Below are 22,786 nucleotides of genomic sequence, written 5' to 3'. Positions count from 1 at the left end.
GGAAAGGGGATCGCCATGCTCCAGGTCCGCAACGCCAGCGTCTTCTTCCCCGCCCGCGACGGCCGGACGGTCCACGCGCTCGACCGCGCCTCGCTGGACATCGACGCCGGCAGCATCGTGGTGGCACTGGGCGCGTCGGGCTGCGGGAAATCGACGCTGCTGAACGCCATCGCCGGCTTCCTGCCGCTGTCCGAGGGCGCCATCACGCTCGACGGGCAGCCGGTGGAGAAGCCCGGCGCCGACCGGGGCGTGGTCTTCCAGAAGGACACGCTGCTGCCCTGGAAGACGGTGGCCGAGAACGTCGCGCTCGGCCTGAAATTCGCCGGCCTGCCGGCCCGGCGGCGGCGCGAACGGGCGGAGGAGCTGCTGGGGCTGGTCGGGCTGGAGGATTTCGCCGACGCAACCCCGCATGAGCTGTCGGGCGGCATGCGCCAGCGCGTCGGCATTGCCCGCGCGCTGGCGACCGACCCGAAGATCCTGCTGATGGACGAGCCCTTTGGCGCGCTCGACAGCCTGACGCGCGAGCAGATGCAGGAGCTGCTGATCGACGTCTGGGCGCGCACCGGCAAGCGCATCTTCTTCATCACCCACTCCATCGAGGAGGCGCTGTTCCTCGGCACGACGGTGGTGGTGATGTCGCCGCGTCCGGGGCGGATCACCGCGCGCTTCGACCTGGATTTCGTGCGGCGCTTCGCGGCGGACCGCGACGTGCGAGCGGTCCTGTCCGACCCGCGCTTCGCCGAGCTGCACGACGAGATCCGCAACATCGTGCACCGGCCGTCCCATGAGGGGCGACGGGGCGGACAACGCGAAGGGTGGCTGCAATGACCGATCTGGCCCGCGCCGACGACACCACCCCCGCGCCCCCAGCAGCACCCAAGCTGGTGCAGTTGCACCCCTTCGGCCTGGGCGGCGCCCGCACGGCGCCGATCAGCCTCGCGACCGGGGCGGCGCTGCTCGGGCTGTGGTTCCTGGCCGCGCAGTACCGGCTGGTCCCGCCGCTGTTCCTGCCGAGCCCGCAGGAGGTGGCGACCCAGTTCCTCGCCATCGCCGAGGACGGCTACGCCGGGGCGACGCTGTGGGAGCATGTGGCGGCCAGCCTGTTCCGCATCGTCACCGCCGCCGTCATCGCCGCGTCGCTCGCCATCCCGCTGGGGCTGGCGATGGGGCTGAACCGCTGGGCCAAGGGCGTCCTCGACACCCCCATCGAGTTCTATTGGCCGCTGCCGCCGCTGGCCTATCTGCCGCTGATGATCATCTGGCTGGGCATCGGCGAGCTGTCGAAGATCGTGCTGCTGACGCTGGCGATGTTCGCGCCGATCTGCCTGTCGGCCCAGGCCGGGGTGCGGGCGCTGCCGATCGAGCGGGTCAACGCCGCCCTGTCGCTGGGCGCCACCCGCTGGCAGCTGTTCCGCGCCATCGTGCTGCCCAGCGCCCTGCCGGAGATCCTGACCGGGTTGCGCATCGGCATCGGCGTTGGCTGGAGCACGCTGGTCGCGGCAGAGCTGATCGCGGCGACGCGCGGCATCGGCTTCATGATCATGTCGGCCTCGCATTTCCTGGCGACCGACGTGGTCTTCGTCGGCATCGGCGTGATCGCCGTGTGGGCCTTCGCCTTCTCCTACGGCATGCGCCTGCTGGAGGCGTGGCTGGTGCCCTGGAAGGGCAAGAGCTGAACCATCCTCATCCCCGGAGTTCGACCTCAGTGCCGCGTTCGCCCAACATCCTGTTCATCATGGCCGACCAGATGGCGGCCCCCGCCCTGCCCTTCTACGGACACCCGCTGGTCAGGACGCCCAACCTGTCGCGGCTGGCGGCGGAGGGCGTCGTCTTCGAGAACGCCTATTGCAACTACCCGCTCTGCGCGCCGTCGCGCTTCTCGCTGCTGTCGGGGCGGCTGCCGTCGTCCATCGGCGCCTACGACAACGCCGCCGAGTTCGCGTCGTCGGTGCCGACCTTCGTGCATCACTTCCGCGCGGCGGGCTACCGCACCTGTCTGTCGGGCAAGATGCATTTCGTCGGCGCCGACCAGCTTCACGGCTTCGAGGAGCGGCTGACCACCGACATCTACCCGGCCGATTTCGGCTGGACGCCGGACTGGGCGAACGGGGCGTTGCGCTACGACTGGTCGCACCACATGGCCAGCGTGATCGAGGCCGGTCCCTGCCAGCGCAGCCTCCAGATCGACTTCGACGAGGAGACCGCCCATCAGGCGGTGCGCAAGATCTACGACTATGGCCGCACGGCGGCTGGAAAGGGCGACGAGGCCCCCTTCTTCCTGGCGGTGTCCTTCACCCACCCGCACGACCCGTTCAACTGCCTGCCCGAGCATTGGGACCTCTACGACCACGACGCCATCGACGCCCCCGCCGTTCCGGCGATCCCCGTGGCGGAGCAGGATCCGCACAGCCGCCGCCTGCACCTCATGGACAGCCTGCACCGCTACGACCTGACGGAAGAGCGCGTCCGCACGGCGCGCCACGCCTATTACGGCTCGATCAGCTACGTGGACGAGCAGGTCGGCCGGCTGCTGACCGCGCTGGAGCGCGCCGGGCTGGCCGAGGACACCATCGTGGTCTTCACCGGCGACCATGGCGAAATGCTGGGCGAGCGCGGCATGTGGTACAAGATGACCTTCTTCGAATGGTCGTCGCGCGTGCCGCTGCTGATCCACGCGCCGAAGCGCTGGACGCCCGGCCGGGTGTCCGCCCCGGTGTCGCACGTCGACCTGTTCCCGACCTTCCTCGACCTGATCGGCGACCGCGCGCCGCCGCCGGTCGATCCGCTGGAGGGAAGCAGTCTGCTGCCGCTGCTGGAAGGGCGGGCGGGCGACGCGGAACGCCCGGTCTACGCCGAGTATCTGGGCGAGGGCACGCTGTCCCCGCTCTTCATGGTGCGGCGCGGGCCGTACAAATACGTCTCTTGCGAGGACGACCCGCCGCAGCTCTTCGACCTCGACGTCGATCCGCGCGAGCTGGTCAACCGGGCCGGCGACCCGACGCTGGCCGACGTCGAGGCGTCGCTCGCCGCCGCCGTGGCGGAACGCTGGGACGCCCCGGCCCTGAAACGCGCGGTGATCGAGAGCCAGAACCGCCGGTTGTTCGCCCACCGCGTCCTGCTGACCGGCCGCCACACGCCCTGGGATTTCCAGCCCCACCGCGACGCGGCGACCTCCTACGTGCGGAACTTCGGCGTCGCCGAGGACACGCTGAAGGCCATCGCCCGTTTGCCGGCGGTTGAACCGGTGCCGCCGGATTTCCCGGATGTTTGATAAAGGGCACGCCGTACAAAGCCCCTCTCCCCTCGTGGGAGAGGGGTTGGGGTGAGGGGGCGCAAATCGTTCCGCCTCTGGCGGAATACCCCTCATCCCAACCCTTCTCCCACAGGGGGAGAAGGGCTTTCGTCACACCGCCGCCGCCGTCGCTTTGCCACTCTCAACCACCGCCGCCACCGGCTTCTTGAGCAACCGCAACGCCACCGCCGTCACCACCGTGCCGACGACCAGCGCCACGATGTAGCCGCCGAGCTGCGTCACCGCGTTGGGAATCGGCAGCACGAAGATCCCGCCGTGCGGGACCTTCAGCTCCGCCCCGATGGCCATGGAGATGGCGCCGGTCAACGCCGCCCCGGCCACCAGCGCCGGGATCACCCGGAACGGGTCGCGGGCGGCGAACGGGATGGCGCCCTCGGTGATGAAGGCGATGCCGAGCACGGCGGCGGCGTTGCCGGCCTCGCGCTCCTCCTTGGTGAAGCGGTCGGCGAACAGCTTGGTCGCCAGCGCGAGGCCCAGCGGCGGCACCATGCCGGCGGCCATGGCGGCGGCCATCGGCGTGTAGATCTGGCTGGCGATCAGCCCGGTGGAGAAGGCGTAGGCCGCCTTGTTGACCGGGCCGCCCATGTCGAAGGCCATCATCGCGCCGATCAGCAGCCCCAGCAGGATGGCGCTGCTGCCCTGCATGCCCTTCAGCCAGGCGCTCAGCCACGCCAGCGCCTGCGCGACCGGCGCGCCGACGACGTAGATCATCAGCAGCCCGGTCAGCAGCGAGCCCAGCAGCGGCAGGATCAGCACCGGCTTCAGCCCCTCCAAATTCCGGTGCAGCCGGATGTGGCGGTTTAGGAAGGCGACGCCGTAGCCGGCGATGAAGCCGGCGACGATGCCGCCGAGGAAACCGGCGTTGAGGCTGGCGGCCAGCATGCCGCCGACCATGCCGGGCGCGATGCCGGGACGGTCGGCGATGGAGAAGGCGATGTAGCCGGCCAGCGCCGGGACCATCAGGGCGAAGGCCGATTTGGCGCCGATCTGGAACAGCGCGTAGCCCAGCGTTCCGGCGTTGGATTCCTCGTAGACGTAGATGCCGCCCAGCGCGAAGGCCAGCGCGATCAGCAGACCGCCGGTCACCACGAAGGGCAGCATGAAGGACACGCCGGTCATCAGGTGCTTGTAGGGGCCGGTGCGCTGGGCCGAACGCTCCGCTTTGCCGGCGGCGACGGCGTCGCTCAGATGGGGCGAGCTTCCGGCGTCGCCGGCCTCGCCGTGCACGGTCGCCTCCTTGAGGGCGCGCTCGACCAGCGCCTTGCCGTCGTTGATCGCGGGCTTGGTGCCGCTCTTGAACACCCGCTTGCCGGCGAAGCGCGCGAGATCGACCTGCGTGTCGGCGGCGATCAGCACCACGTCGGCGGCGCGGATCTCCGCGTCGGTCAGCGTGTCGCGGGCGCCGACCGAGCCCTGGGTCTCGACGCGGACCCGGTGGCCCAGCGCGGTGGCCGCCTGCTGGATGCCCTCCGCCGCCATGAAGGTGTGGGCGATGCCGGTCGGGCAGGACGTGATGGCGACGATCGCCTTCGTCGCGCCGGCGGCCGGGGCCGCAGCAACCGGAATGACCGCCGGGCCGGCGCCCAGCGCACCTTCCAGCACCGCCCGCGCGTCGGCCAGCACGGCGTCGAGCGCCGCGACGGTGCGTTTCAGCCCGGCGAAGCGCTCCTCGCCGAATTCCCCGCTGCCGACCAGCAGGACGCCCTGCGCGCCCTGCACGGCGGCGGCGTCGAGCGGGGTCTGGATGCCGAGGCTGCTGCGCAGCTCGACCGTGACGGTGTGCCCCAGAGTGGCCGCCGCCTTGCGCAACGCCTCGGCGGCGAGGACGGCCTGGGTGCTGAAATCGCCCGCCGCGATCACGGCCAGCATGTTCGCCATGGTGCTTCCTCCTGGGCGGATCGGGTCCGCCCTTGATCGTTCTACAGGTCGGTCGGCGCGAGATCGGTCAGCGTGACTTGGGCGGCCAGCGCCCGCACCGTGTCCGCCTCCGGCAGGTTGGGGCCGAACTGGCCGAGCTTGGCGACCGCGAAGGCGATGGACAGGCGCGCCACCTCCTCCAGCGGACAGTCGCGCCGGAAGGCGGCGATCAGCCCGGCGACCATCGCGTCGCCCGCCCCGACCGTGCTCAGCGGGTTGACCGCCGGCAGCCGGCCCCGCACGGCCCGGTCGCCCGAGACGAACAGCGCCCCCTCCGCCCCCAGCGAGACCACCACCACGCCCACCCCGCGCCGGTTCAGGTCGCGGGCGGCGGCCAGAACATCGGGCAGGCCGGGCAGCGGCTTGCCGGCCCAGTCCTCCAACTCGTGGCGATTGGGCTTGACGCAGTAGGGCAGCGTGCCGTCGGTGACCGCCAGCGCGGCGGCCAGCGGCGCGCCGCTGCTGTCCAGCACCGTGCGGGCGCCCAGCGCCGCCAGATCCGCCGACAGCGTGGCGTAGCTGTCGGCGGGCAGCCCGTCCGGCAGGCTGCCGGCCAGCAGCACCAGCGCCCCCGGCTCCACGAGGTCGCGCAGGGACTGGCGCACGCGCTCCAGCGCCGCCGCGTCGGCGCTCAACCCCGGCAGGTTGATGTCGGTGGTGTCGGCCCCGGCGAGATCGGCGATCTTGATGTTGGTCCGCGTCTCCCCGGACAGCCGGACAAAGCCGTCGGCGATGCCCTTGGCGGCGAACAGCGCCTCGAAGGGAGCGGCGTTGGCGGCGCCCAGCAGCCCCCCGGCGATCACCGGCACGCCCCAGTCGGCGAGGCAGCTGGCGACGTTGACGCCCTTGCCCCCGGCGTTGTGGCGGACCGCCTTGGCCCGGTGGACGTGGCCCGGCCGCAGGGCGTCCAGCGTGATGGTCTGGTCGATGGCCGGGTTCAGCGTGACCGTCAGGACGGGGGTGGTCATGGCGCCCCCCCTTCCCCGGCCGCGCCCCCGTCCAGCGCGCGCACCGCGCCGGCGGTCTCGCACGCCAGCGCGCGTTGCGCCAGCTCGTGCAGCGCGGTCAGGCTGCTGTCGCGCAGGCGGTCCTTCACGCCGGGGATGTCGCGGGGCGTCATCGACAGCTCCCGCACGCCCAAGCCCGTCAGCAGCGCCGCGCCGAAGGGATCGCCGGCGATGCCGCCGCAGACGCCGACCCAGCGCCCGTGCCGCTCCGCCCCCTCCACCGTCATGCGGATCAGCCGCAGCACGGCCGGGTGCAGGCTGTCGGCCTCGGCCGCCAGTTCGGGGTGCTGGCGGTCGATGGCCAGCGCGTATTGCGTCAGGTCGTTGGTGCCGATGGAGAAGAAATCGACGTGGCGCGCCAGCACGTCGGCCAGCACGGCGGCGGCCGGCACCTCCACCATGATGCCGAGCGGCACCGCCGGAGCGTCGAGTTCCGCGCGGATCCGGTCGCACACGGCGCGCAGGGTCTCGACCTCGGTCAGGGTGGTGATCATCGGGAACATGATCGACAGCGCGCCGGGCTTGGCGTGCTTGGCGGCGCGGTAGAGGGCGCGGAGCTGCGGCTCCAGCAGATCGGGCTGGCGCAGCAGCAGCCGGGCGCCGCGCACGCCCAGGAACGGGTTCTCCTCGTGCGGCAGGTGCAAATGCGGCACCTGCTTGTCGCCGCCGATGTCGAGCGCGCGGACGATCAGCGGACGGCCGTCCAGCGCGTCGAGCATGGCCCGGTAGGTCTCGAACTGCTCGTCCTCGCCGGGCGCGTCGCCGCGCTCCAGGAACAGGAACTCGGTGCGCATCAGCCCGACGCCCTCGGCCCCCTGCGACAGGGCGACGGGGACTTGGTCGGGACGGTTGACGTTGGCGCCGATCTCCACCGCGTGGCCGTCGCGGGTGCGGGCGGGCAGGCCGCGCCGCTCCTCCTGCCGGGCCTTGCGGAGTTGCTGCTCCTCGATCCAGCCATGGGCGGCGGCGAGGTCGGCCTCGGTCGGGTTCAGATAAAGCCGGCCGGACTGGCCGTCGAGGATGGCCGGCGTGCCGTTCGCCACCCCCAGCAGCCCTCCGCCGCCCGCCACCATGGCCGGCAGCCCCAGCGTGCGCGCCAGGATGGCGGTGTGCGAGGTCGGGCCGCCCTGCGCCGTCGCCAGACCGATCACCCGCGCCATGTCCAGACCGGCGGTGTCGGACGGCGACAGATCCTCGGCGATCAGGATGCAGGGGGTGTCGGGCAGGTCGCGCAGGGTTCCGCCGCGCAAGCTCGGGTCGATGCGGGCCAGCACCCGGCGGCCGACGTCGCGCAGGTCGGCGGCGCGCGCGGCCAGCACCGGGTTGGGCAGCGCCGCCAGCCGCGCCGCGCCGCTCTCCACCGCCTCGTGCCACGCCCAGGCGGGTCCGTGGCCCTCGACCATCAACTGGCAGGCGCGGGTGATCAGGTCGGTGTCGTTCAGCAGCTCGGCCTGGGCGGTGAAGATCCCGGCCTCCGACGGACCCAGCCGGCGTGCGGTGTCGTCGGCCAGCGCCTTCAACTGCTGGCGCGTCAGGTTCAGCGCCTCGTGCAGCCGGTTGCCGCCGTCGATCAGCGATTCCGGACGATCGGGGACCGTCAGAGCGGCGCTCAGCACCGCGTGGACCGGCCCGATGGCGAGGCCGGGGCTGGCGCCGACACCGGCGACGGCGGGCAGCGCGGTCGGCGGCGTCCAGCCCTGGACGGGCGCGCGGGCCTTGCGCTCGGCCGCCGCTGCGTCGGCCTGCTCCTTGGCGGTCAGCCGGGTGATGGCGGCCTTCATCCGGGCGACGGTGGTGGCCGCGTCGGCGCCCTCGGCCGAGACCACGATCCGATCGCCCATCCGCAAGCCGAGTTGCAGCAGCGCGACCAGCGCCTTGGCGTCGGCGGTCTGGTCGCCGTGGCGGACCTGGACGCGGCCGGGCGCGGCGCGGGCGGTCTCGACCCAGACCGACGCCGGGCGGGCGTGCAGGCCGGTCGGGTAATCGACGGTCCACTCGAAGCGCTCCGCCAGATCGACGGCCGGACCGGTGGCGGCTGGAAGCGCGCTGTCCTCCGACAGGGCGGTCAGCAGCACCGCCGGGTCCGTCGCGGTGAACAGGCCGGCCAGCCGCTCCTCGTCCTGCATCAGCCGGGTCAGGCGGCGCAGCACCGCGATGTGCGCGTCCGACCGCGCGGCGATGGCGACCACCAGCCGGGCGGTCTGCCCCTCGTTCCACAGCACGCCGCCGGGAACCTGGAGGATGGCGATGCCGTTGCGGCGCACGAGGTCGCGGTCCTCGACCATCCCGTGGGGAATCGCGACGCCATGGCCGAGGAAGGTGTTCGCCACCCCCTCGCGCCGCAGCATGCTGTCGGCGTAGGCCGGGTCGATGCAGCCGCTGGCGATCAGCAGTTGGGCGGCCTCGCGGATCGCCTCCTCCTTGCCGACGGGATTGGCGCCCAGCCGGACCAGATCCGGGGGCAGCGGGACGTTGAGCGTGTCGGGGGCCATGACGGGTGCTTCCTCCGATTGTTCTTGTCTCTCGCCGTGTCTCGGGCGCCGTGTCGCGGGCTTGGCCTTCGCTGCGCGGCGCTTGGCGGCATTCTGAAAACGATTACACTGAAAACGATTACATTCGCCCTGTCAACGGCTGTTGCGTTGCAACATAACGCTTTCGAATGCGAACGGGCTTGTGCCTCATCAGGAAATGGGTGATTCTGCGGCCATGGCAATGGAAACGTTTTCATCCGGCCTGGAGGGGCATCCATGACGGTCGGGATCAAGGACGTCGCCCTGGCGGCCGGCGTGTCGGTCGCCACCGTGTCGCGGGTCATCGGCAACGGCCCCGTCAGCGAGGCTTTGCGCTCCCGCGTGGAGGACGCGATCCGTGCCACCGGCTACCGCCCCAACCTGTCGGCCCGGCGCCTGCGCTCGCAGCATTCCCAGACCATCGGGCTGATCGTCTCCGACATCCGCAACCCGTTCTTCACGGCGGTCAGCCGCGCGGTGGAGGAGGCGGCCTACCACGCCGGGATGCGGGTGATCCTGTGCAACAGCGACGAGAACCCCGAGCGCGAACTGCTGTACCTGCGGCTGATGCAGGAGGAGCGGATCACCGGCCTGATCTTCGCACCCACGCGCACCACGCTGGACGGTCTCGACGGAATTGGGCTGGACTTCCCGGTGGTGCTGATCGACCGGGGCGGGCCGTCCGGCGGCCACGACGCGGTGGTGCTGGACAACGCGCAGGCCGCCGCCACGCTGGTCGATCATCTGCACGCGCAGGGCTACCGGCGGATCGCCGGGCTGTTCGGCAACACCAGCACCACCGGCGTCGAGCGCCACGACGGCTACCGCGCCGCCATGGCCGCGCGCGGGCTGGAGGCGGACGCCCGCTTCATCCCCCCCTACGCCGAGGCGGCGGAGACGGAAGTCGCGCGTTGGCTGGGCGGCCCGGACCGGCCCGACGCGGTGGTGGTCAGCAACAGCCTGCTGCTGATGGGCGTGGTCAAGGCGGTGCGCGGCCTGGGCCTGTCGATCCCCGGAGACCTCGCCCTCGCCGGCTTCGACAACGAACCTTGGACCGAACTGGTCGGCCCCGGCCTGACGGTGATCGAACAGCCCGTCCACGACATCGGCCGCACCGCGATGGAACTGCTGTTCGAGCGCCTCGACGCCCCGGCCCGCCCGGCCCGCAAGGTGGTGCTGTCGGGAACCTGCGTCGTGCGCGGCTCCACCGCCGGGTCCAAGTCCCTGGCCGGCGCGGCGGTGCCATGAGAAAGGGAAGCAGCGTGGGCACGCCGGACGAGCCGTGGACATCCTTCACCGACCGCCGGGGCGAGCGGGAGGAGAAGCGCATCGCCGTGCTGCGGACGGCGGCGCAGGCGTTCAACGACATGGGCTACCACGCCACCTCGCTGGACGACATCGCCCGCCGCCTCAACGTGACCAAGCCGACGATCTACTACTACGTGAAGAACAAGGAGGAGATCCTGTTCGAGTGCGTGCGGATCGGGCTGGAGATGCTCGACACCGCCTCGACCGAGGTGACCGGCCATGGCGGCAGCGCGCATGACGAGCTGGTGGCGGTGATGACCACCTATGTCGGCGTCATGACCATGGATTTCGGCATGTGCGTGATCCGCGTCGGCGAGGAGCCGCTGACCGGGGAGAGCCGCCGCACCCTGCGCGCCCTCAAGCGGCGCATCGACCTGAAGTTCCGCGACCTGATCGAGCGCGGCATCGCCGAGGGCTCCATCGCGCCCTGCGACAGCAAGGTCGCCGCCTTCACCCTGGCCGGCGCCTTGAGCTGGGTCGCCCGCTGGTACCGCCCCGACGGCGATCTCGACGCCGCCGCGATTGCCCGCCAGTCCATCGCCCTGCTGCTGAACGGGCTGCGTCCACGCCCCGACTGACTCTGGCCACCGCTCCGCTCAGCGCCGCTCGATCCGGCGCAGGCGCAGGGCAACGGCCAGCGCGAGGACCAGCAGGGCGCCGTTGAACCCCGTCACGGCGGTCCAGCCGCCCTCCGCCCAGAACCAGCCGCCGGCCGACCCCAGCACGCTCGACCCGAGATAGTAGGACAGCAGGTAGAGCGACGCGGCGTGCCCCTTGTTGCCCGCCGCCATCCGGCCGACCCAGCCGCTGGCGACCGAATGCGCGATGAAGAAGCCGATCGTCACCGCGACCACCCCGGCGATCACGCCGGGAAGCGAGGGCAGCAGCGACAGCCCCGTGCCGGCCGCCATGACCAGCACACCGACCACCAGGACCAGCCCGCGGCCCACCCGGTCCGCCATCCGGCCCGCCAGCGGGGACGCCACCACGCCGAACAGGAAGACCGTAAAGATCACGCTGACCTGCCCCTGCCCGAGCCCGTAGGGCGGCGCGGCCAGCCGGAAGGTCAGATAGTTGAGGGTGGCGACGAAGACCCCCAGCACGAGGAAGCCCGTCAGGAACAGCAGCGGCAGGCCGGGGCTGCGCAGGTGGCCGAGCCACGCGGCGCGGTGATGCGCGAAGCCGGCGCCCGGCCGCCGCACGAAGTTCCGCGAGTTGGGCAGCAGCAGGACGAAGCCGAGCGCGACGACGAGGTCGATCACCCCCAGCGCCCCCAGCGCGACCCGCCAGGACGTGAATTCGGTGAGCGCGCCCATGCCGAGCCGCCCCATCATGGCGCCGAAGGCGGTGCCGCCGACATACAGCCCCATGGCGGCGCCCAGCGCCTTGGGTTGGACCTCCTCGGCCAGATAGGCCATGGCGACCGCCGGCACGCCGCCCAGCATGATCCCTTCGAGCGCGCGCAGGACCAGCATCATGCGCCAGTCCGGCGCCGCCGCGCTGGCGATGTGGAGGATGGCCGCCGCCGCCATCGAGGCGAACATCAGCCCCCGGCGCCCGGCCGATTCCGACACGGCCCCGGCGCACAGGATGGCGAAGGCCAGGCAGCCCGTCGTCACCGACAGGGCGAGCGAGCTTTCGGACGGGCTGCGGTGGAACTCGGCCGCGAGGCTGGGCAGCAGGGGCTGCACCGCGTAGATCAGCGAGAAGGTCGAGAAGCCCGCCAGGAACAGCGCGACGCTGACGCGCTGGAAACTCGCCGTGCCCGGCTCGGTCCAGACGGCCGGCGAGTCCGGGGAGCGTGTTCGGGAAGAGACGGCTTGGCTTGGCTGGGGGGCGATCCCCCCGCTGGGCTGTGAGAGGGTGGGCTGGGCGAGAGACGCGGTGGTCACGGCGGGCCTTTCCTTTCCGACAGGCCGGACTCTATCGGACCTCCAGCTATCGCACGTCAGCAATTTACCTCAATCAGCTATCGCGCTATTTTATAAGTCCCATGGACATCGCCCAGCTCCGCACGTTCATCCACGTCGCCGAACTCGGCAGCCTCAACAAGGCGGCCGGGCGGCTCCGCATCGCCCAGCCGGCGCTCAGCCGGCAGATCCGCCTGCTCGAGGAGGAGTTGGGGGTCCGCCTGTTCGACCGCCACGGCCGGGGCATGGCGCTGACCGACGAGGGGCGGGACACGCTCCGACACGCCACCCGCGTCGTCGCCGCCCTGGAGGAGCTGAAGGCCAGCGCCGCAGGCCCCGGCACGGCGCTCAGCGGCCATGTCGCCATCGGCCTGCCGCCGACCGTCGCCGACATCGTCTCGGTGCCGCTGGTCGCGGCCTTCCGCGCCCAGCATCCCAAGGTCATGGTGCAGCTGGTCAGCGCCTACAGCGGCTATCTCCTGGACTGGCTGTACCGGGGCGAGATCGACCTCGCGATGCTGTACGACCCGCGCGCGACCTACGCGCTGCGCTCCCAGCCGCTGATGCGGGAACGCCTGTTCCTGATCGGCCCCCCCGGCGCGGGGCTGGCGAAGGACCGCCCGGTGCCGTTCCGGGAGGCCGCCCGCGAACCGCTTCTGCTGCCCAGCCTCCGCCAGGGCCTGCGGGTGATCCTGGAGAAGGCCGCGCTCGACGCGGGCGTCGCGCTGAACGTGATCGTCGAGACCGACAGCTACACGGCCCTCAAGGATCTGGTCCGGCACGGCCACGGCTGCACCATCCTTCCGTTCACGCCGATCCACGAGGACGTGGCCGCCGGACGGCTCACGGCCGCGCCCCTCACCGACCCGGCGCCGACGCGGCAGCTGGTGCTGGCCTATCCCTCGGACCGTCAGGTGTCGCGCGCGGCGCGCTACGCCGGCGAGGTTCTGACCACGATCCTGCGCGACCACGTCGAGCGGGACGTCTGGGCCAGCCCGACGCCGGCGTAAGCCGCGCTACGCGCAGACCTCCCGGACGCAGGCGCGCAACCAGCGATGCGCCGGGTCGGCGTCCAGGCGCGGGTGCCAGAGCAGGGAGACCGTGATCTCCGGCAGCGGGACCGGAAGGGTGAAGCTGTGCATTCCAGCGCGCAGGGCCGCCGTGTGCCGTTCGGGGACGCTGGCGATCAGGTCGGTGGAGCGGGCGAGCGCCAGCGCGGTCGAGAAGCCGGCCACGATCGTCACGATCTCCCGCTCCAGCCCAAGCGCGTTCAGGGCGTCGTCGACCCGTCCCTTGTCGTGCCCCTGCCGCGACACCAGAACGTGCCGGCCGGCGGCGTAGCGCGCGGACGTGACCGCGCCTTGGCTCAGCGGATGGCCCGGCCGCACGACGCCGACGAAGCGGTCATGGAACAGGGCCTGCGCGCGGACCTCCGGCCCCATCGCCTTTCCCACGACGCCGGTTTCCAGATCGACACTCCCGTCGCGCAGCGGTGTGCTGTCCTTGTCCGGCTTGGCCACGAAGCGCAGCCGCACGCCGGGAGCCTCCGCGCCGACGCGCGCGATGAGATTTGGCCCGAAGGTCTCCACGAATCCCTCGCTGGTCCGCAGCGTGAAAATCCGCACGAGCTTGGCGAGGTCGAGCGCCTCGGCGGGCCGCAGAACCGCCTCGCCGTCCTGCACGAGCCGGCTCACCAGATCGCGCAGTTCGAGCGCGCGCGGGGTGGGAACGAGGCCGCGCCCGGCCCGGACCAGCAACGGATCCCCCGTCGTCTCCCGCAGCCGCGCCAGAGCCCGGCTCATCGCCGAGGGGCTGAGCCGCAAACGCCGCGCCGCGCGCGCCACGCTGCCCTCCGCGAGCAGGACGTCGAGGGTGACGAGCAGGTTGAGGTCGGGGGTCACCATGGGGGGATCCTGAGCGGGGTTGTGGAGGTTCGGCCACGGTTGCCCCCACCCCCTCCCTCCCCCGCCTGTGGCGGGAGAGGGGGCCGGACCCTTGTCGGCGTTCGGCGGAGTTCCCTCTCCCGCGCTAGCGGGGGAGGGTTAGGGAGGGGGCAACCGTGGCCGAACCCATCCAGCCCTGCTTAACACGGACCGACCCAGATAGGGCGTCAAACGCACGAATACCCTGCAAACGCTGCGCGTTCCGCCATGTCCCGCCACCAGCTAGCGTTCCGCGCAGCCGTTGGAACATGGAGTTCAAAGTGAAGCCAATCATCGCGGGAAACGTCGCGGAAGACATGGAACGGACGGCGCCGGTCCGCTGGGCACTCGCCGGCCTTTCGCTGTCCATGCTGCTGCCCTCGCTCGGCACCAGCATCGCCAATGTCGGCCTGCCGACGCTGGCGCAGGCGTTCGCCGCCCCCTTCCAGGCCGTGCAATGGGTGGTCCTCGCCTATCTGCTCGCCATCACCACGCTGATCGTCGGCGTCGGGCGGCTTGGCGACCTCATCGGCCGGCGACGGCTGATGCTGGGCGGCATCGCCCTGTTCACGGCGGCATCGGCCCTGTGCGGCGTCGCCCCCACGCTGTGGCTGCTGATCGCCGCCCGCGCGGCGCAGGGGGCCGGCGCCGCCGTCCTGATGGCCCTCGCCATGGCCTTCGTCGGTGAAACCGTTCCGAAGGCGAGGGCCGGCAGCGCCATGGGGCTGCTCGGAACCATGTCCGCCATCGGCACCGCGCTCGGCCCGTCGCTCGGCGGCGCCCTGATCGCCGGGCCGGGATGGCGGGCGATCTTCCTCGTCAACATCCCGCTGGGCGTCCTGACCTTTCTCCTCGCGCACCGCACGCTGCCGGCCGACCGCCGGGGATCGGGGAACGCTGCGGGGTTCGACCGGGCGGGAACGCTGCTGCTGGCTCTGACGCTGGCGGCCTACGCGCTCGCCATGACGATGGGACACGGCCGGTTCGGTGCGCTCAATCTGGGTCTGCTGCTGACCGCCGCCATCGGCGTCGGCCTTTTCCTGCGCGTCGAGGCGCGGGCCGCGTCGCCCCTTATCCGGCCGGCGCTGTTCCGCGATCCGGCGTTGGGCCCCGGCCTCGCCATGAGCGCGCTGGTCTCGACGGTGATGATGGCGACTCTGGTGGTCGGGCCGTTCTATCTGGCGGGCGGGATGGGGCTCGACGCGGCGTCGGTCGGGCTCGCGCTGTCGGCCGGTCCGCTCGCCGCCGCGCTGGCCGGCGTGCCGGCCGGCCGCCTCGCCGACCGTTTCGGGGCCGGGCGAACGGCCATCGCCGGGCTTGCCGGGATCGCCGCCGGCTGCCTCATCCTGTCCGCGATGCCGGCCCCGATGGCGATGACGCTCGGCAGTCCCGGATACGTCCTTCCCATCGTCGTCGTCACCGTCGGCTACGCGCTGTTCCAGACGGCCAACAACACCGCCGTCATGGCCGATGTCCACGCGGACCGGCGGGGCGTGGTGTCGGGCATGCTCAACCTGTCGCGCAACCTCGGCCTCGTCACCGGGGCGTCGGCCATGGGCGCCGTGTTCGCGCTCGCGTCGGGCGCCGCCGACGTCGCGACGGCAAGCCCCGAGGCCGTGTCGACCGGGCTGCGGATCACCTTCGCGGTCGCGACGGGGTTGGTCGTCGCCGCGCTCGTCGTCGGGGTGGGAAGCCGCGTCCGCGCGGCGCGCCTTGGAAACGCGTCCTGATCTGGAAGGATCGCGTCGGGCGCCGGCAAGGCGCCGCTGGTGCTCTGGCGCCGGCAAGGCGCCGTTGGTGGAAGGGACTGGATTTGAACCAGTGTACGCTTACGCGGGCAGATTTACAGTCTGCTGCCTTTAACCACTCGGCCACCCTTCCATCGGGGCGGCAGAGACTTAGCCGCTCGGCCGGGGCTTGGTCAAGCCCCTAACGCAGCCGGACGCGCGGCGACAGCGGGATGGCGAGAACGCAATGCAATCCCTCCGGAGCGAAGGCCAGAACCACGTCGCCGTCCAGCTCATAGGGCAGCGCGCGCTCGATCATGCGGGAGCCGAAACCCCGGCGATTCGGCGCGACGACGGGCGGGCCGCCGCTTTCGCGCCAGTCCAGCGTCAGCGTCCTGCCCTCGCCGTCACCCTCGCCGCCATCCGCCGACCACGTCACCTCCACCCTTCCGCCATCGACGGACAGCGCGCCGTATTTCGCCGCGTTGGTCGCCAGTTCGTGGAAGGCGAGGTGGAGCGACACGGCGACGCCGGTGGACAGCATCACCGGCGGGCCGCCGATGCGCACCCGCCCGGCGCCCTGGTACGGCGCCAGCGTCAGGCCGACGATCTCCTCCAGCAAGGCGCCCTGCCACTGCTCGCGGGTCAGCAGGTCGTGGGCCTGCGACAGGATCCGCAGACGCGCCTGGAAGGCCTCCGTGAAGGCCGCCGGCGATCCCGCCGAGCGCAGGGTCTGCGCGGCGATGGACTGGACGATGGCCAGCGTGTTCTTGACCCGGTGGTTCAACTCCTCCAGCAGGAGGTTCTGCCGCTCCTCCGCCTGCTTGCGCTCGGTGACGTCCAGGGAGATGCCCATCATGCGGGTGGGCGTGCCGTTGCGGTCGTAGACCGCGCGCCCACGCACCTGCACCCAGTGCACGCTGCCATCCGGCCAAACGTTGCGGTACTCGACGTCCAGATCCTCGTGGGCGTCGATGGCATGCTGCACGGCGCGCTGTTGGCCCGGCAGATCGTCGGGAAGGATGCAGGCCTTCAGCGTCTCGTAGGAGGACAGGCCGCGCCCGTCCGAAAGCCCAAAATTGGCCGCGCAGATGTCGGAGACCTGCATCCGCCCGGTGGCGAGGTCGAGTTCCCAGGCGCCGAGCCGACCGGCCTGGAGGGCGTAGCGCAGCTGCGCCTCGCTGTCCTGCAAGGCCTGGGCGGCGCTGCGCAGCCGGTCGCGGTCGCGCGCCTCGATCAGCGCCCGGCGCACGACCAGCCGCAGGCGCTGCATGCGCAGCTTGACGACGTAGTCGGTGGCGCCCTGCTTCAGCGCCTCGATCGCGTTCTCCTCCCCCAGCACGCCCGAGACGAAGATGAAGGGCGTTTCCGGCAGGCGTTCCCGCACCAGATCCAGCGCCTGCATCCCGTCGAAATCGGGCAGCGCGAAATCCGACAGGATCAGGTCGAACGGCCCGCCCTGCTCCAGCGCGTCGAGGAAGGACTGGCGCGAGACGACATGCTCGATCTCGAAGGAGAATCCGTCCACATGGTCGAGATGGGCGCGGGCGAGATCGGCGTCGATCGGGCTGTCTTCCAGCAAAAGCACACGGCAGCGCACCACGCCCTCATCGGTCGTCGCCTCATGGATCATCGACATCATGCCTTGGAACCGCCGCGCCGATGGCTGCCCGGAGGCGGTTCGTTCAGGATGGCCCAGAAGCTGCCCAGGCCGTGGATCGCGTCGAAGAAGTCCCGAAAGCCCACCGGCTTGACCACGAAGGCGTTGACGCCGAGGTGATAGCTGCGCACCAGATCCTCCTCCTCCTTGGACGAGGTCAGCATCACGACCGGAATCTGGCGGGTGGCGTCGTTCGACTTGATCCGCCGCAGCACTTCGATGCCGTCGATCTTGGGCAGCTTGATGTCCAGGATGATCACCGCCGGCCGCTTGAAATCGGTCGGGGATTCGCCGCCTTCCGGCATCAGGTAGGCGAGCGCCTCCGCGCCGTCGCGGGCGACCACGATGTCGTTGGCCAGCTGCGCCTCCTCGAAGGCTTCGAGGGTCAGCTCCAGGTCCTTCGGGTTGTCCTCGACCAGCAGGATGGGTTTCAGTTCGGCCATCGAGTCATACCTTGGAATCGAGAATGGTCAACGGCCGGGGCTGCGACCGGGGAAGCGAAACGGTGAAGGTCGCGCCCTGTTCCAGTTTGCCCTCCGCCCGGATCTGACCGCCGTGGCGCTCGACGATGCGGCGGACGTTGGCGAGGCCGATGCCGATCCCATCGAACTCCTCCTCGCGGTGCAGGCGTTGGAAGACCCCGAACAGCTTGTGCGCGTAGGTCATGTCGAAGCCGGTGCCGTTGTCCTCCACGACGATCTCGAACGCGTCGGGCGTGGCATGGCAGCCGACCCGGATGGCGGCGTCCGGCCGGTTCCGGGTGTATTTGATGGCGTTCGACAGCAGGTTCTGCATCACCAGCCGGATCATCATCGGATCGCCCTGGATCGTGGGCAGATCCTCCACCGTCCAGCGGATGGCGCGCCCCTCCGCCTCGGGCGCCAGCAGGCGGCGGACCTCGACCACCAGCCGGTTCATGTCGATGTCGACGAAGGTCAGCGACGCCCGGCCGAGATGCGAGAATTGCAGCAGCCCGTCCACCAGCTGGCCGGCGGAGGTCGCCGCGTCGATGATGGTGTCCAGATAATGCAGTTCCCGCGTGTCGAGCTTGGACGCCGCGCGGGCGCGCAGCAGTTCGGCGTAGCTCGTCACATGGCGGAAGGGCGCGCGCAGGTCGTGCGACACGGAATAGGAGAAGGCCGCCAGTTCGCTGTTGCTGCGCTGGAGTTCGACGTTCAGCGCCGCCATCTCCTCCGCCTTGCGCAGCACGATGCCGACGATGGCGTTGCGGAAATCGCGCGCGGTCTCGATCTCCCCGGCGCGCCAGGGCATCGCCTGCAGCCGCACCGTCTCCTTCCAGGTCTCGAAGGAGCGGCGCGGCGACAGGGCCGCGCCGGCCGGAGCGGCGGGTTTGTGCGGATCGCCGCCCCATTTCACGGTCCGCACCACCTCGGGCCGGAACCAGAACACGTAGCTGGGATGAAGCTGCGAGATGGAGATCGCCAGCAGCCCGCTGGCGGTGTCCGTGCAGGATTCCGCCTCCGGCAGGAGCGAAACCAGGGAGTCGGTGGCGAACACCTCGTCCTCGCCCCGTTCGCTGAGACGCCGGGCGATGCGACGGATCATGGCTTCCGGCGGCGTGCGGCCGATCCGATGGCAGCGGTCCTCGAAGAGGATGGCGGCCCCCTCCGCGTCGCCCAGCGTCAGCAGATCGTCATGAGCCTCGACCAGCCCGGTCACGAAATGCTCGGCCGCCGCCATGTGGGCGAGCAGCCGGGCCTCGATGCGTTTCAGCCGGATGCGGTGCTCCGCCGCGTCGCCCCGGTCGAGCGCGGTCATCTTGATCGACAGCACCTGCCCCAGCAGGTCGCAGGCCGTGCGGACCGAGAAGGCTGGCTGGCGCGGGCCGGCGTGGTGGCAGGAGATCAGCCCCCACAGGCGGTCGCCGTCCATCACCGAGATCGACATGGACGCCGCCGTGCCCATGTTCCGCATGTATTCGCGGTGCACCGGCGAGACGCTGCGCAGCACCGCGAAGCCGAGATCGAGCGGCGCCTCCCCCTCCCCGCCCCCCTCGCCGACCGGCGGCAGGATCGGCACCGGGGCGTAACGCGCGTCCGCGATCAGGCGCAGCCGGTTCAGCGCGTAGAGCCGCCGCGCCTGCTCCGGGATGTCGGAAGCGGGAAAGCGCAGGTCGAGGTAGGAGGGGAGACGCTCGTTGCGGTCCTCGGCGATGACGGTCCCGTTCCACTGCGCGTCGAATTGGTAGACCATCACCCGGTCGAAGCCGGTCAGCGCGCGCACCGCCACCGCCGTCTGCGCCATCAGGCCGCCCAGGTCGGTGGCGCTCTGGAGGCTGTGGATGCTCTTGCGCAAATCGGGGTAAAGGCTTTCCAGGGTCCGCGCGCCCTCGGACGGCACGCCCTCCAGCTCAAGCACCACCGCATCGCCCGACCGGTGCGCGATGGTTTGGAAACTGCCCGTCGGAAGATGCGCGACGCCCAGCTGGATCGGTTCGCGCGCCGGCGCCTGGCCCAGCCCGCGGCACAGCTCGGCCCCGACCTCGCCCGCGAAGAGCCGATCCGCCGTCTGCCCGAACGCGCGCTCCAGCTCCACGCCCAGCGCCTCGCCGGCCCGCGCGCTGGCTCTCAGCAGGCGCAGATCCGCGCCGGAGAACACCAGAAGATGCCCGTGTGGCTGGACGCTTTCGGGGATGTGGATCGGCTCCCGCGCGCAGGCTTCGGAATCATGGAAGGTGGTGTCGTTCGAAACGGTCGTCGTCACGGTCAGCCGCTGCTCTCCGTTGGGCCTGAACGTCGTTGCGGTCCGGGAAGCCAGGGCTTCGGAACAACGGCGAACCGGATGGAACGGGAGAATAACGGAAAGCCGGCGGAAGGGGATAAACAATTCTCACAACGAAAAATCGCCTTAACATAGGTTAAGTCATATAACTTTCGGCGATATACCGATGTTTTCCAAAAACCCACTCGGTGCTCTGGGTCTTTCGCGGCACGAATCGGATGACGTGCCTTGCCTCATCCTTTGATCGTGAGAATGAATATTGCACAGGTGCCGCCACCACCTTGCCGATTGCGGGATTCGGGACGGGGCAACCGCACTCCACCTTGCGAACCCGGCTTACCAGGGAACGCCGGAGCCTCCCACGGGTTGAAGAGGGATGATCGGCGCTGCGCGGCAGCGTGCGCCGGACCGGTCCACCAGCTTCAAGCCAAGGGGAAGCCACCATGAAACGTCAGCTCCTGCTCACCGCCGCGACGGTCGTGCTGCTCGCGACGCCCGCCATCGGCATGGCGCAGCAGCCGAACCCGACCGCCCCGCCGGCCACGCCCACCCAGGCCGCTCCCAGTCAAGCCGCTCCCAGTCAAGCCGCTCCCAGTCAAGCCGCTCCAGGCCAGGGCCAACTGTCGGCGCAGGACCGCGGCTTCGTCGAGAAGGCCGCGATCAGCGACCAGTTCGAGATCCAGGCGGGCAAGCTGGCCACCGAGAAGGGCCAGAAGGCCGAGGTCAAGACGCTCGGCCGCAGCATGGTCACCGACCACGGCAAGACCGCCGAGACCATGAAGTCGCTGGCCAAGACCAAGTCGGTCGCGCTGCCCACGGCGCTCGACGCCGAGCACAAGCAGAAGCTCGACCGGTTGAGCGGGCTGTCCGGCGCCGCCTTCGATTCCGCCTATGTGCAGGGCCAGCTGGACGCGCACCGGACCGCCGTCGCCCTGTTCGACACCCAGATCAAGGAAGGCCAGGACAACGACCTGAAGCAGTTCGCGCAGAAGACCCTGCCCACGTTGCAGGAGCATCTGCACCACGTGCAGACCCTGCTGCCGTCCGTCGCCTCGACCGCCCCGAACGAGGGAACGCACGGCATGCAGACGAGCAGCGTCCTGCCCGATGGCACGCTGGCGAACGCCGCCCAGGCTCCGCAGAAGGTCAGTTTCAACAACCTGATCGGCACCGACATCTACGGCGAGAACGGCAACAAGCTGGGCGACGTGTCCGACGTCATCCTCGACCCGCAGTCGGGCGCCGCCACGGCGGTGATCCTCAACCGGGGCGGCGTGCTGGGCATCGGCGCCAAGCAGATCGCCCTCGACTACGCGCTGCTGGACACCACCGGCGAGCGCGTCGTCGCCCGCCAGCTGACCGACGACCAGGTCAAGGCCATGCCGGAATTCCGCTACGAGGACACCACCGTGTCGCTCGGCGAGCGGTCGCGCAAGTCCGGCACCGACAAGTCCGGCGCGGACGCCCCGCGCACCCAGGAGTAAGCCTTCCCCTCAACAGCAAAAGGATGCCGACATGGCGAACGCCAGCAAGAAGCACATCGGTCCGGGCGCCCACGGCAAGGGCGCCGGGGTCGGCGCCACCACCGACCTTCCCGAGGGCGCGATCGGCGAGAACATGGTCCTCTCCAACCGCGACAAGTCCCGGCATTCGGACGAACGCGGCCTGGACAGCAAGACCGTCCAGACCGACCAGCTCCGCGACCACGCCGCCAACCGTCCCGCCGAGGACTGATCGGTTCCGCTCCGAAAAAGGCGCCTCCCCAAGGGGAGGCGCCTTTTTTCATTGGGGTGTCCTGGAACGCAGGACGGAGCCTTCGAGACCGTTCCGGCCGAACGGGCTTATGGCCGGTCGGCGGCGAAGGTGTCGCACCGCTTCAGGTCGCCGCTCTCCAAGCCGGTGCGGAACCAGCGGACGCGCTGCTCGGAGCTGCCATGGGTGAAGCTGTCGGGGGAGACGCCGCCGCGCGACTGGCGTTGCAGACGGTCGTCGCCGATGGCGCTGGCGGCGGTCAGCGCCTCCTCGACGTCGCCCGGCTCCAGGATCTTGCGGTCGCGGTTGGCGTGGTTGGCCCACAGCCCGGCGAAGCAGTCGGCCTGCAACTCCAGCCGCACCGACAGCGCGTTCGCCGCCGCCCGCCCGCCGGCGCGCTGCTGGGCCGCCTGGACCTGATCGGAGATGCCCAGCAGGTTCTGCACGTGGTGCCCGACCTCGTGGGCGATGACATAGGCCTGGGCGAAGTCGCCCGGCGCCTTGAAGCGGTCGCGCAGGTCCCGGTAGAAGCCGAGGTCGATGTAGACCTTGCGGTCCAGCGGGCAATAGAACGGCCCCATCGCCGCCTCGGCGCTGCCGCAGCCGGAGTTGACCGCCCCGTTGAACAGCACCAGCTTGGGGTCCTGGTATTGGCGGCCCATCTGCTGGAACAGGCCGGTCCAGGTGTCTTCCGTGTCGGCCAGCACCACCGACACGAAACGGCTCAACTCGTCGTCGGCCGAGCCGCGCGGCGCGTCCTCGCGCACGGAGCCGGTCTGCGTGGTCGGCGCGCCGCCGTTCAGGACCTCCATGGGGTCGATGCCCAGGAACAGCGACACCACGACCAGAACGATCACCCCGCCGACGCCCAAGCCGCCCCGGCCGATGCGGATGCCGCCCCCCGGCAGGCCACCGCCGAAGCCCCCGCCGCCGCCAAGCCCACCTTGGCCGCGCCGGTCCTCGACGTTCTCGCTTTCGCGTCCCCCTTGCCACCGCATGACCATGCCTCCGCTTTCTT

Annotated in this window: 18 protein-coding genes and 1 tRNA gene; 9 read left to right on the top strand and 10 right to left on the bottom strand. The window is 70.8% G+C overall.

Translation table 11 applies throughout. The features are described from left to right. Positions 1-15 precede the first annotated feature (15 nt). The 3 genes from EJ913_RS11825 to betC are packed head-to-tail and all read left to right on the top strand — an operon-like array spanning position 16 to position 3,271. A complete protein-coding gene (locus tag EJ913_RS11825) occupies positions 16-828 on the top strand; it encodes a taurine ABC transporter ATP-binding protein (protein WP_126998024.1) in 813 nt (270 codons plus the stop codon). Next, positions 825-1,676 carry an ABC transporter permease subunit gene (locus EJ913_RS11820; RefSeq protein WP_126998022.1) on the top strand — a complete coding sequence of 284 codons (852 nt, stop codon included), beginning with the start codon at positions 825-827 and terminating at the stop codon, positions 1,674-1,676. Before EJ913_RS11825 ends, EJ913_RS11820 begins: the two co-directional genes overlap by 4 nt. A gap of 29 nt (positions 1,677-1,705) precedes the next feature. Beyond that, complete coding sequence (gene betC / locus EJ913_RS11815) at positions 1,706-3,271, top strand: choline-sulfatase (RefSeq protein WP_126998020.1); 1,566 nt, start codon at positions 1,706-1,708, stop codon at positions 3,269-3,271. Positions 3,272-3,403: 132 nt separating this feature from the next. Here the strand turns inward: betC and EJ913_RS11805 are convergent, their stop codons facing one another. Genes EJ913_RS11805 through ptsP form a run of 3 tightly spaced genes read right to left on the bottom strand, consistent with a single transcriptional unit; the run spans position 3,404 to position 8,729 of the window. Then, positions 3,404-5,191 carry a PTS fructose transporter subunit IIC gene (locus EJ913_RS11805; protein WP_126998016.1) on the bottom strand — a complete coding sequence of 596 codons (1,788 nt, stop codon included), beginning with the start codon at positions 5,189-5,191 and terminating at the stop codon, positions 3,404-3,406. A 41-nt stretch (positions 5,192-5,232) separates the two neighbouring features. Further along, positions 5,233-6,198 carry a 1-phosphofructokinase gene (pfkB, locus tag EJ913_RS11800; RefSeq protein ID WP_126998014.1) on the bottom strand — a complete coding sequence of 322 codons (966 nt, stop codon included), beginning with the start codon at positions 6,196-6,198 and terminating at the stop codon, positions 5,233-5,235. Beyond that, positions 6,195-8,729 (bottom strand): phosphoenolpyruvate--protein phosphotransferase, encoded by a 2,535-nt coding sequence (ptsP, locus tag EJ913_RS11795; RefSeq protein WP_126998012.1) that lies wholly within the window; start codon positions 8,727-8,729, stop codon positions 6,195-6,197. Before ptsP ends, pfkB begins: the two co-directional genes overlap by 4 nt. Positions 8,730-8,984: 255 nt before the next feature. Between ptsP and EJ913_RS11790 the strand changes: the two genes are divergently transcribed. After that, positions 8,985-9,995: a LacI family DNA-binding transcriptional regulator gene (locus EJ913_RS11790; RefSeq protein ID WP_126998010.1), complete on the top strand. Its 1,011-nt coding sequence runs from the start codon at positions 8,985-8,987 to the stop codon at positions 9,993-9,995. 14 nt (positions 9,996-10,009) lie between these two features. Beyond that, positions 10,010-10,633 carry a TetR/AcrR family transcriptional regulator gene (locus EJ913_RS11785; protein WP_238521737.1) on the top strand — a complete coding sequence of 208 codons (624 nt, stop codon included), beginning with the start codon at positions 10,010-10,012 and terminating at the stop codon, positions 10,631-10,633. Positions 10,634-10,651: 18 nt separating this feature from the next. Here EJ913_RS11785 and EJ913_RS11780 read toward each other — a convergent pair whose 3' ends face one another. Next, positions 10,652-11,947 (bottom strand): MFS transporter, encoded by a 1,296-nt coding sequence (locus EJ913_RS11780; protein ID WP_211098938.1) that lies wholly within the window; start codon positions 11,945-11,947, stop codon positions 10,652-10,654. A 101-nt stretch (positions 11,948-12,048) separates the two neighbouring features. On the opposite strand from EJ913_RS11780, the gene EJ913_RS11775 reads away from it, so the two are divergent. Further along, positions 12,049-12,975, top strand: a complete 927-nt coding sequence (locus EJ913_RS11775) for a LysR family transcriptional regulator (protein ID WP_126998006.1) — start codon at positions 12,049-12,051, stop codon at positions 12,973-12,975. A 6-nt stretch (positions 12,976-12,981) separates the two neighbouring features. Here the strand turns inward: EJ913_RS11775 and EJ913_RS11770 are convergent, their stop codons facing one another. Beyond that, positions 12,982-13,869 carry a LysR family transcriptional regulator gene (locus tag EJ913_RS11770; RefSeq protein WP_126998004.1) on the bottom strand — a complete coding sequence of 296 codons (888 nt, stop codon included), beginning with the start codon at positions 13,867-13,869 and terminating at the stop codon, positions 12,982-12,984. A gap of 299 nt (positions 13,870-14,168) precedes the next feature. Between EJ913_RS11770 and EJ913_RS11760 the strand changes: the two genes are divergently transcribed. Next, positions 14,169-15,617 carry an MFS transporter gene (locus EJ913_RS11760; RefSeq protein WP_244939330.1) on the top strand — a complete coding sequence of 483 codons (1,449 nt, stop codon included), beginning with the start codon at positions 14,169-14,171 and terminating at the stop codon, positions 15,615-15,617. 65 nt (positions 15,618-15,682) lie between these two features. Here the strand turns inward: EJ913_RS11760 and EJ913_RS11755 are convergent. The 4 genes from EJ913_RS11755 to EJ913_RS11740 form a co-directional block, all read right to left on the bottom strand. Next, positions 15,683-15,768: transfer RNA gene (locus EJ913_RS11755), tRNA-Tyr, on the bottom strand. 48 nt (positions 15,769-15,816) lie between these two features. After that, a complete protein-coding gene (locus tag EJ913_RS11750) occupies positions 15,817-17,256 on the bottom strand; it encodes a sensor histidine kinase (protein ID WP_126998000.1) in 1,440 nt (479 codons plus the stop codon). Beyond that, a complete protein-coding gene (locus EJ913_RS11745) occupies positions 17,253-17,717 on the bottom strand; it encodes a response regulator (RefSeq protein WP_126997998.1) in 465 nt (154 codons plus the stop codon). The genes EJ913_RS11750 and EJ913_RS11745 overlap by 4 nt, the downstream gene beginning before the upstream one ends. Positions 17,718-17,721: 4 nt before the next feature. Next, on the bottom strand, positions 17,722-19,998 hold the full coding sequence (locus tag EJ913_RS11740; protein ID WP_126997996.1) for an ATP-binding protein: 2,277 nt from the start codon (positions 19,996-19,998) through the stop codon (positions 17,722-17,724). A gap of 461 nt (positions 19,999-20,459) precedes the next feature. On the opposite strand from EJ913_RS11740, the gene EJ913_RS11735 reads away from it, so the two are divergent. Both EJ913_RS11735 and EJ913_RS11730 read left to right on the top strand, forming a co-directional pair. After that, the gene (locus EJ913_RS11735; protein ID WP_126997994.1) at positions 20,460-21,500 is read left to right on the top strand and encodes a DUF4142 domain-containing protein; all 1,041 of its coding nucleotides are present in this window, start codon (positions 20,460-20,462) and stop codon (positions 21,498-21,500) included. Between the two features lie 31 nt (positions 21,501-21,531). Beyond that, a complete protein-coding gene (locus EJ913_RS11730) occupies positions 21,532-21,750 on the top strand; it encodes a hypothetical protein (protein ID WP_126997992.1) in 219 nt (72 codons plus the stop codon). 107 nt (positions 21,751-21,857) lie between these two features. Here the strand turns inward: EJ913_RS11730 and ypfJ are convergent, their stop codons facing one another. After that, positions 21,858-22,766, bottom strand: a complete 909-nt coding sequence (ypfJ, locus tag EJ913_RS11725) for a KPN_02809 family neutral zinc metallopeptidase (RefSeq protein WP_126997990.1) — start codon at positions 22,764-22,766, stop codon at positions 21,858-21,860. Positions 22,767-22,786: the final 20 nt, after the last annotated feature.

Source organism: Azospirillum doebereinerae, assembly GCF_003989665.1.
In the GTDB taxonomy this organism is placed as follows: Bacteria; Pseudomonadota; Alphaproteobacteria; order Azospirillales; family Azospirillaceae; genus Azospirillum; species Azospirillum doebereinerae.
Note: the sequence above shows the minus strand (reverse complement) of the source record. Positions and strands in the feature narration are given on the sequence as shown.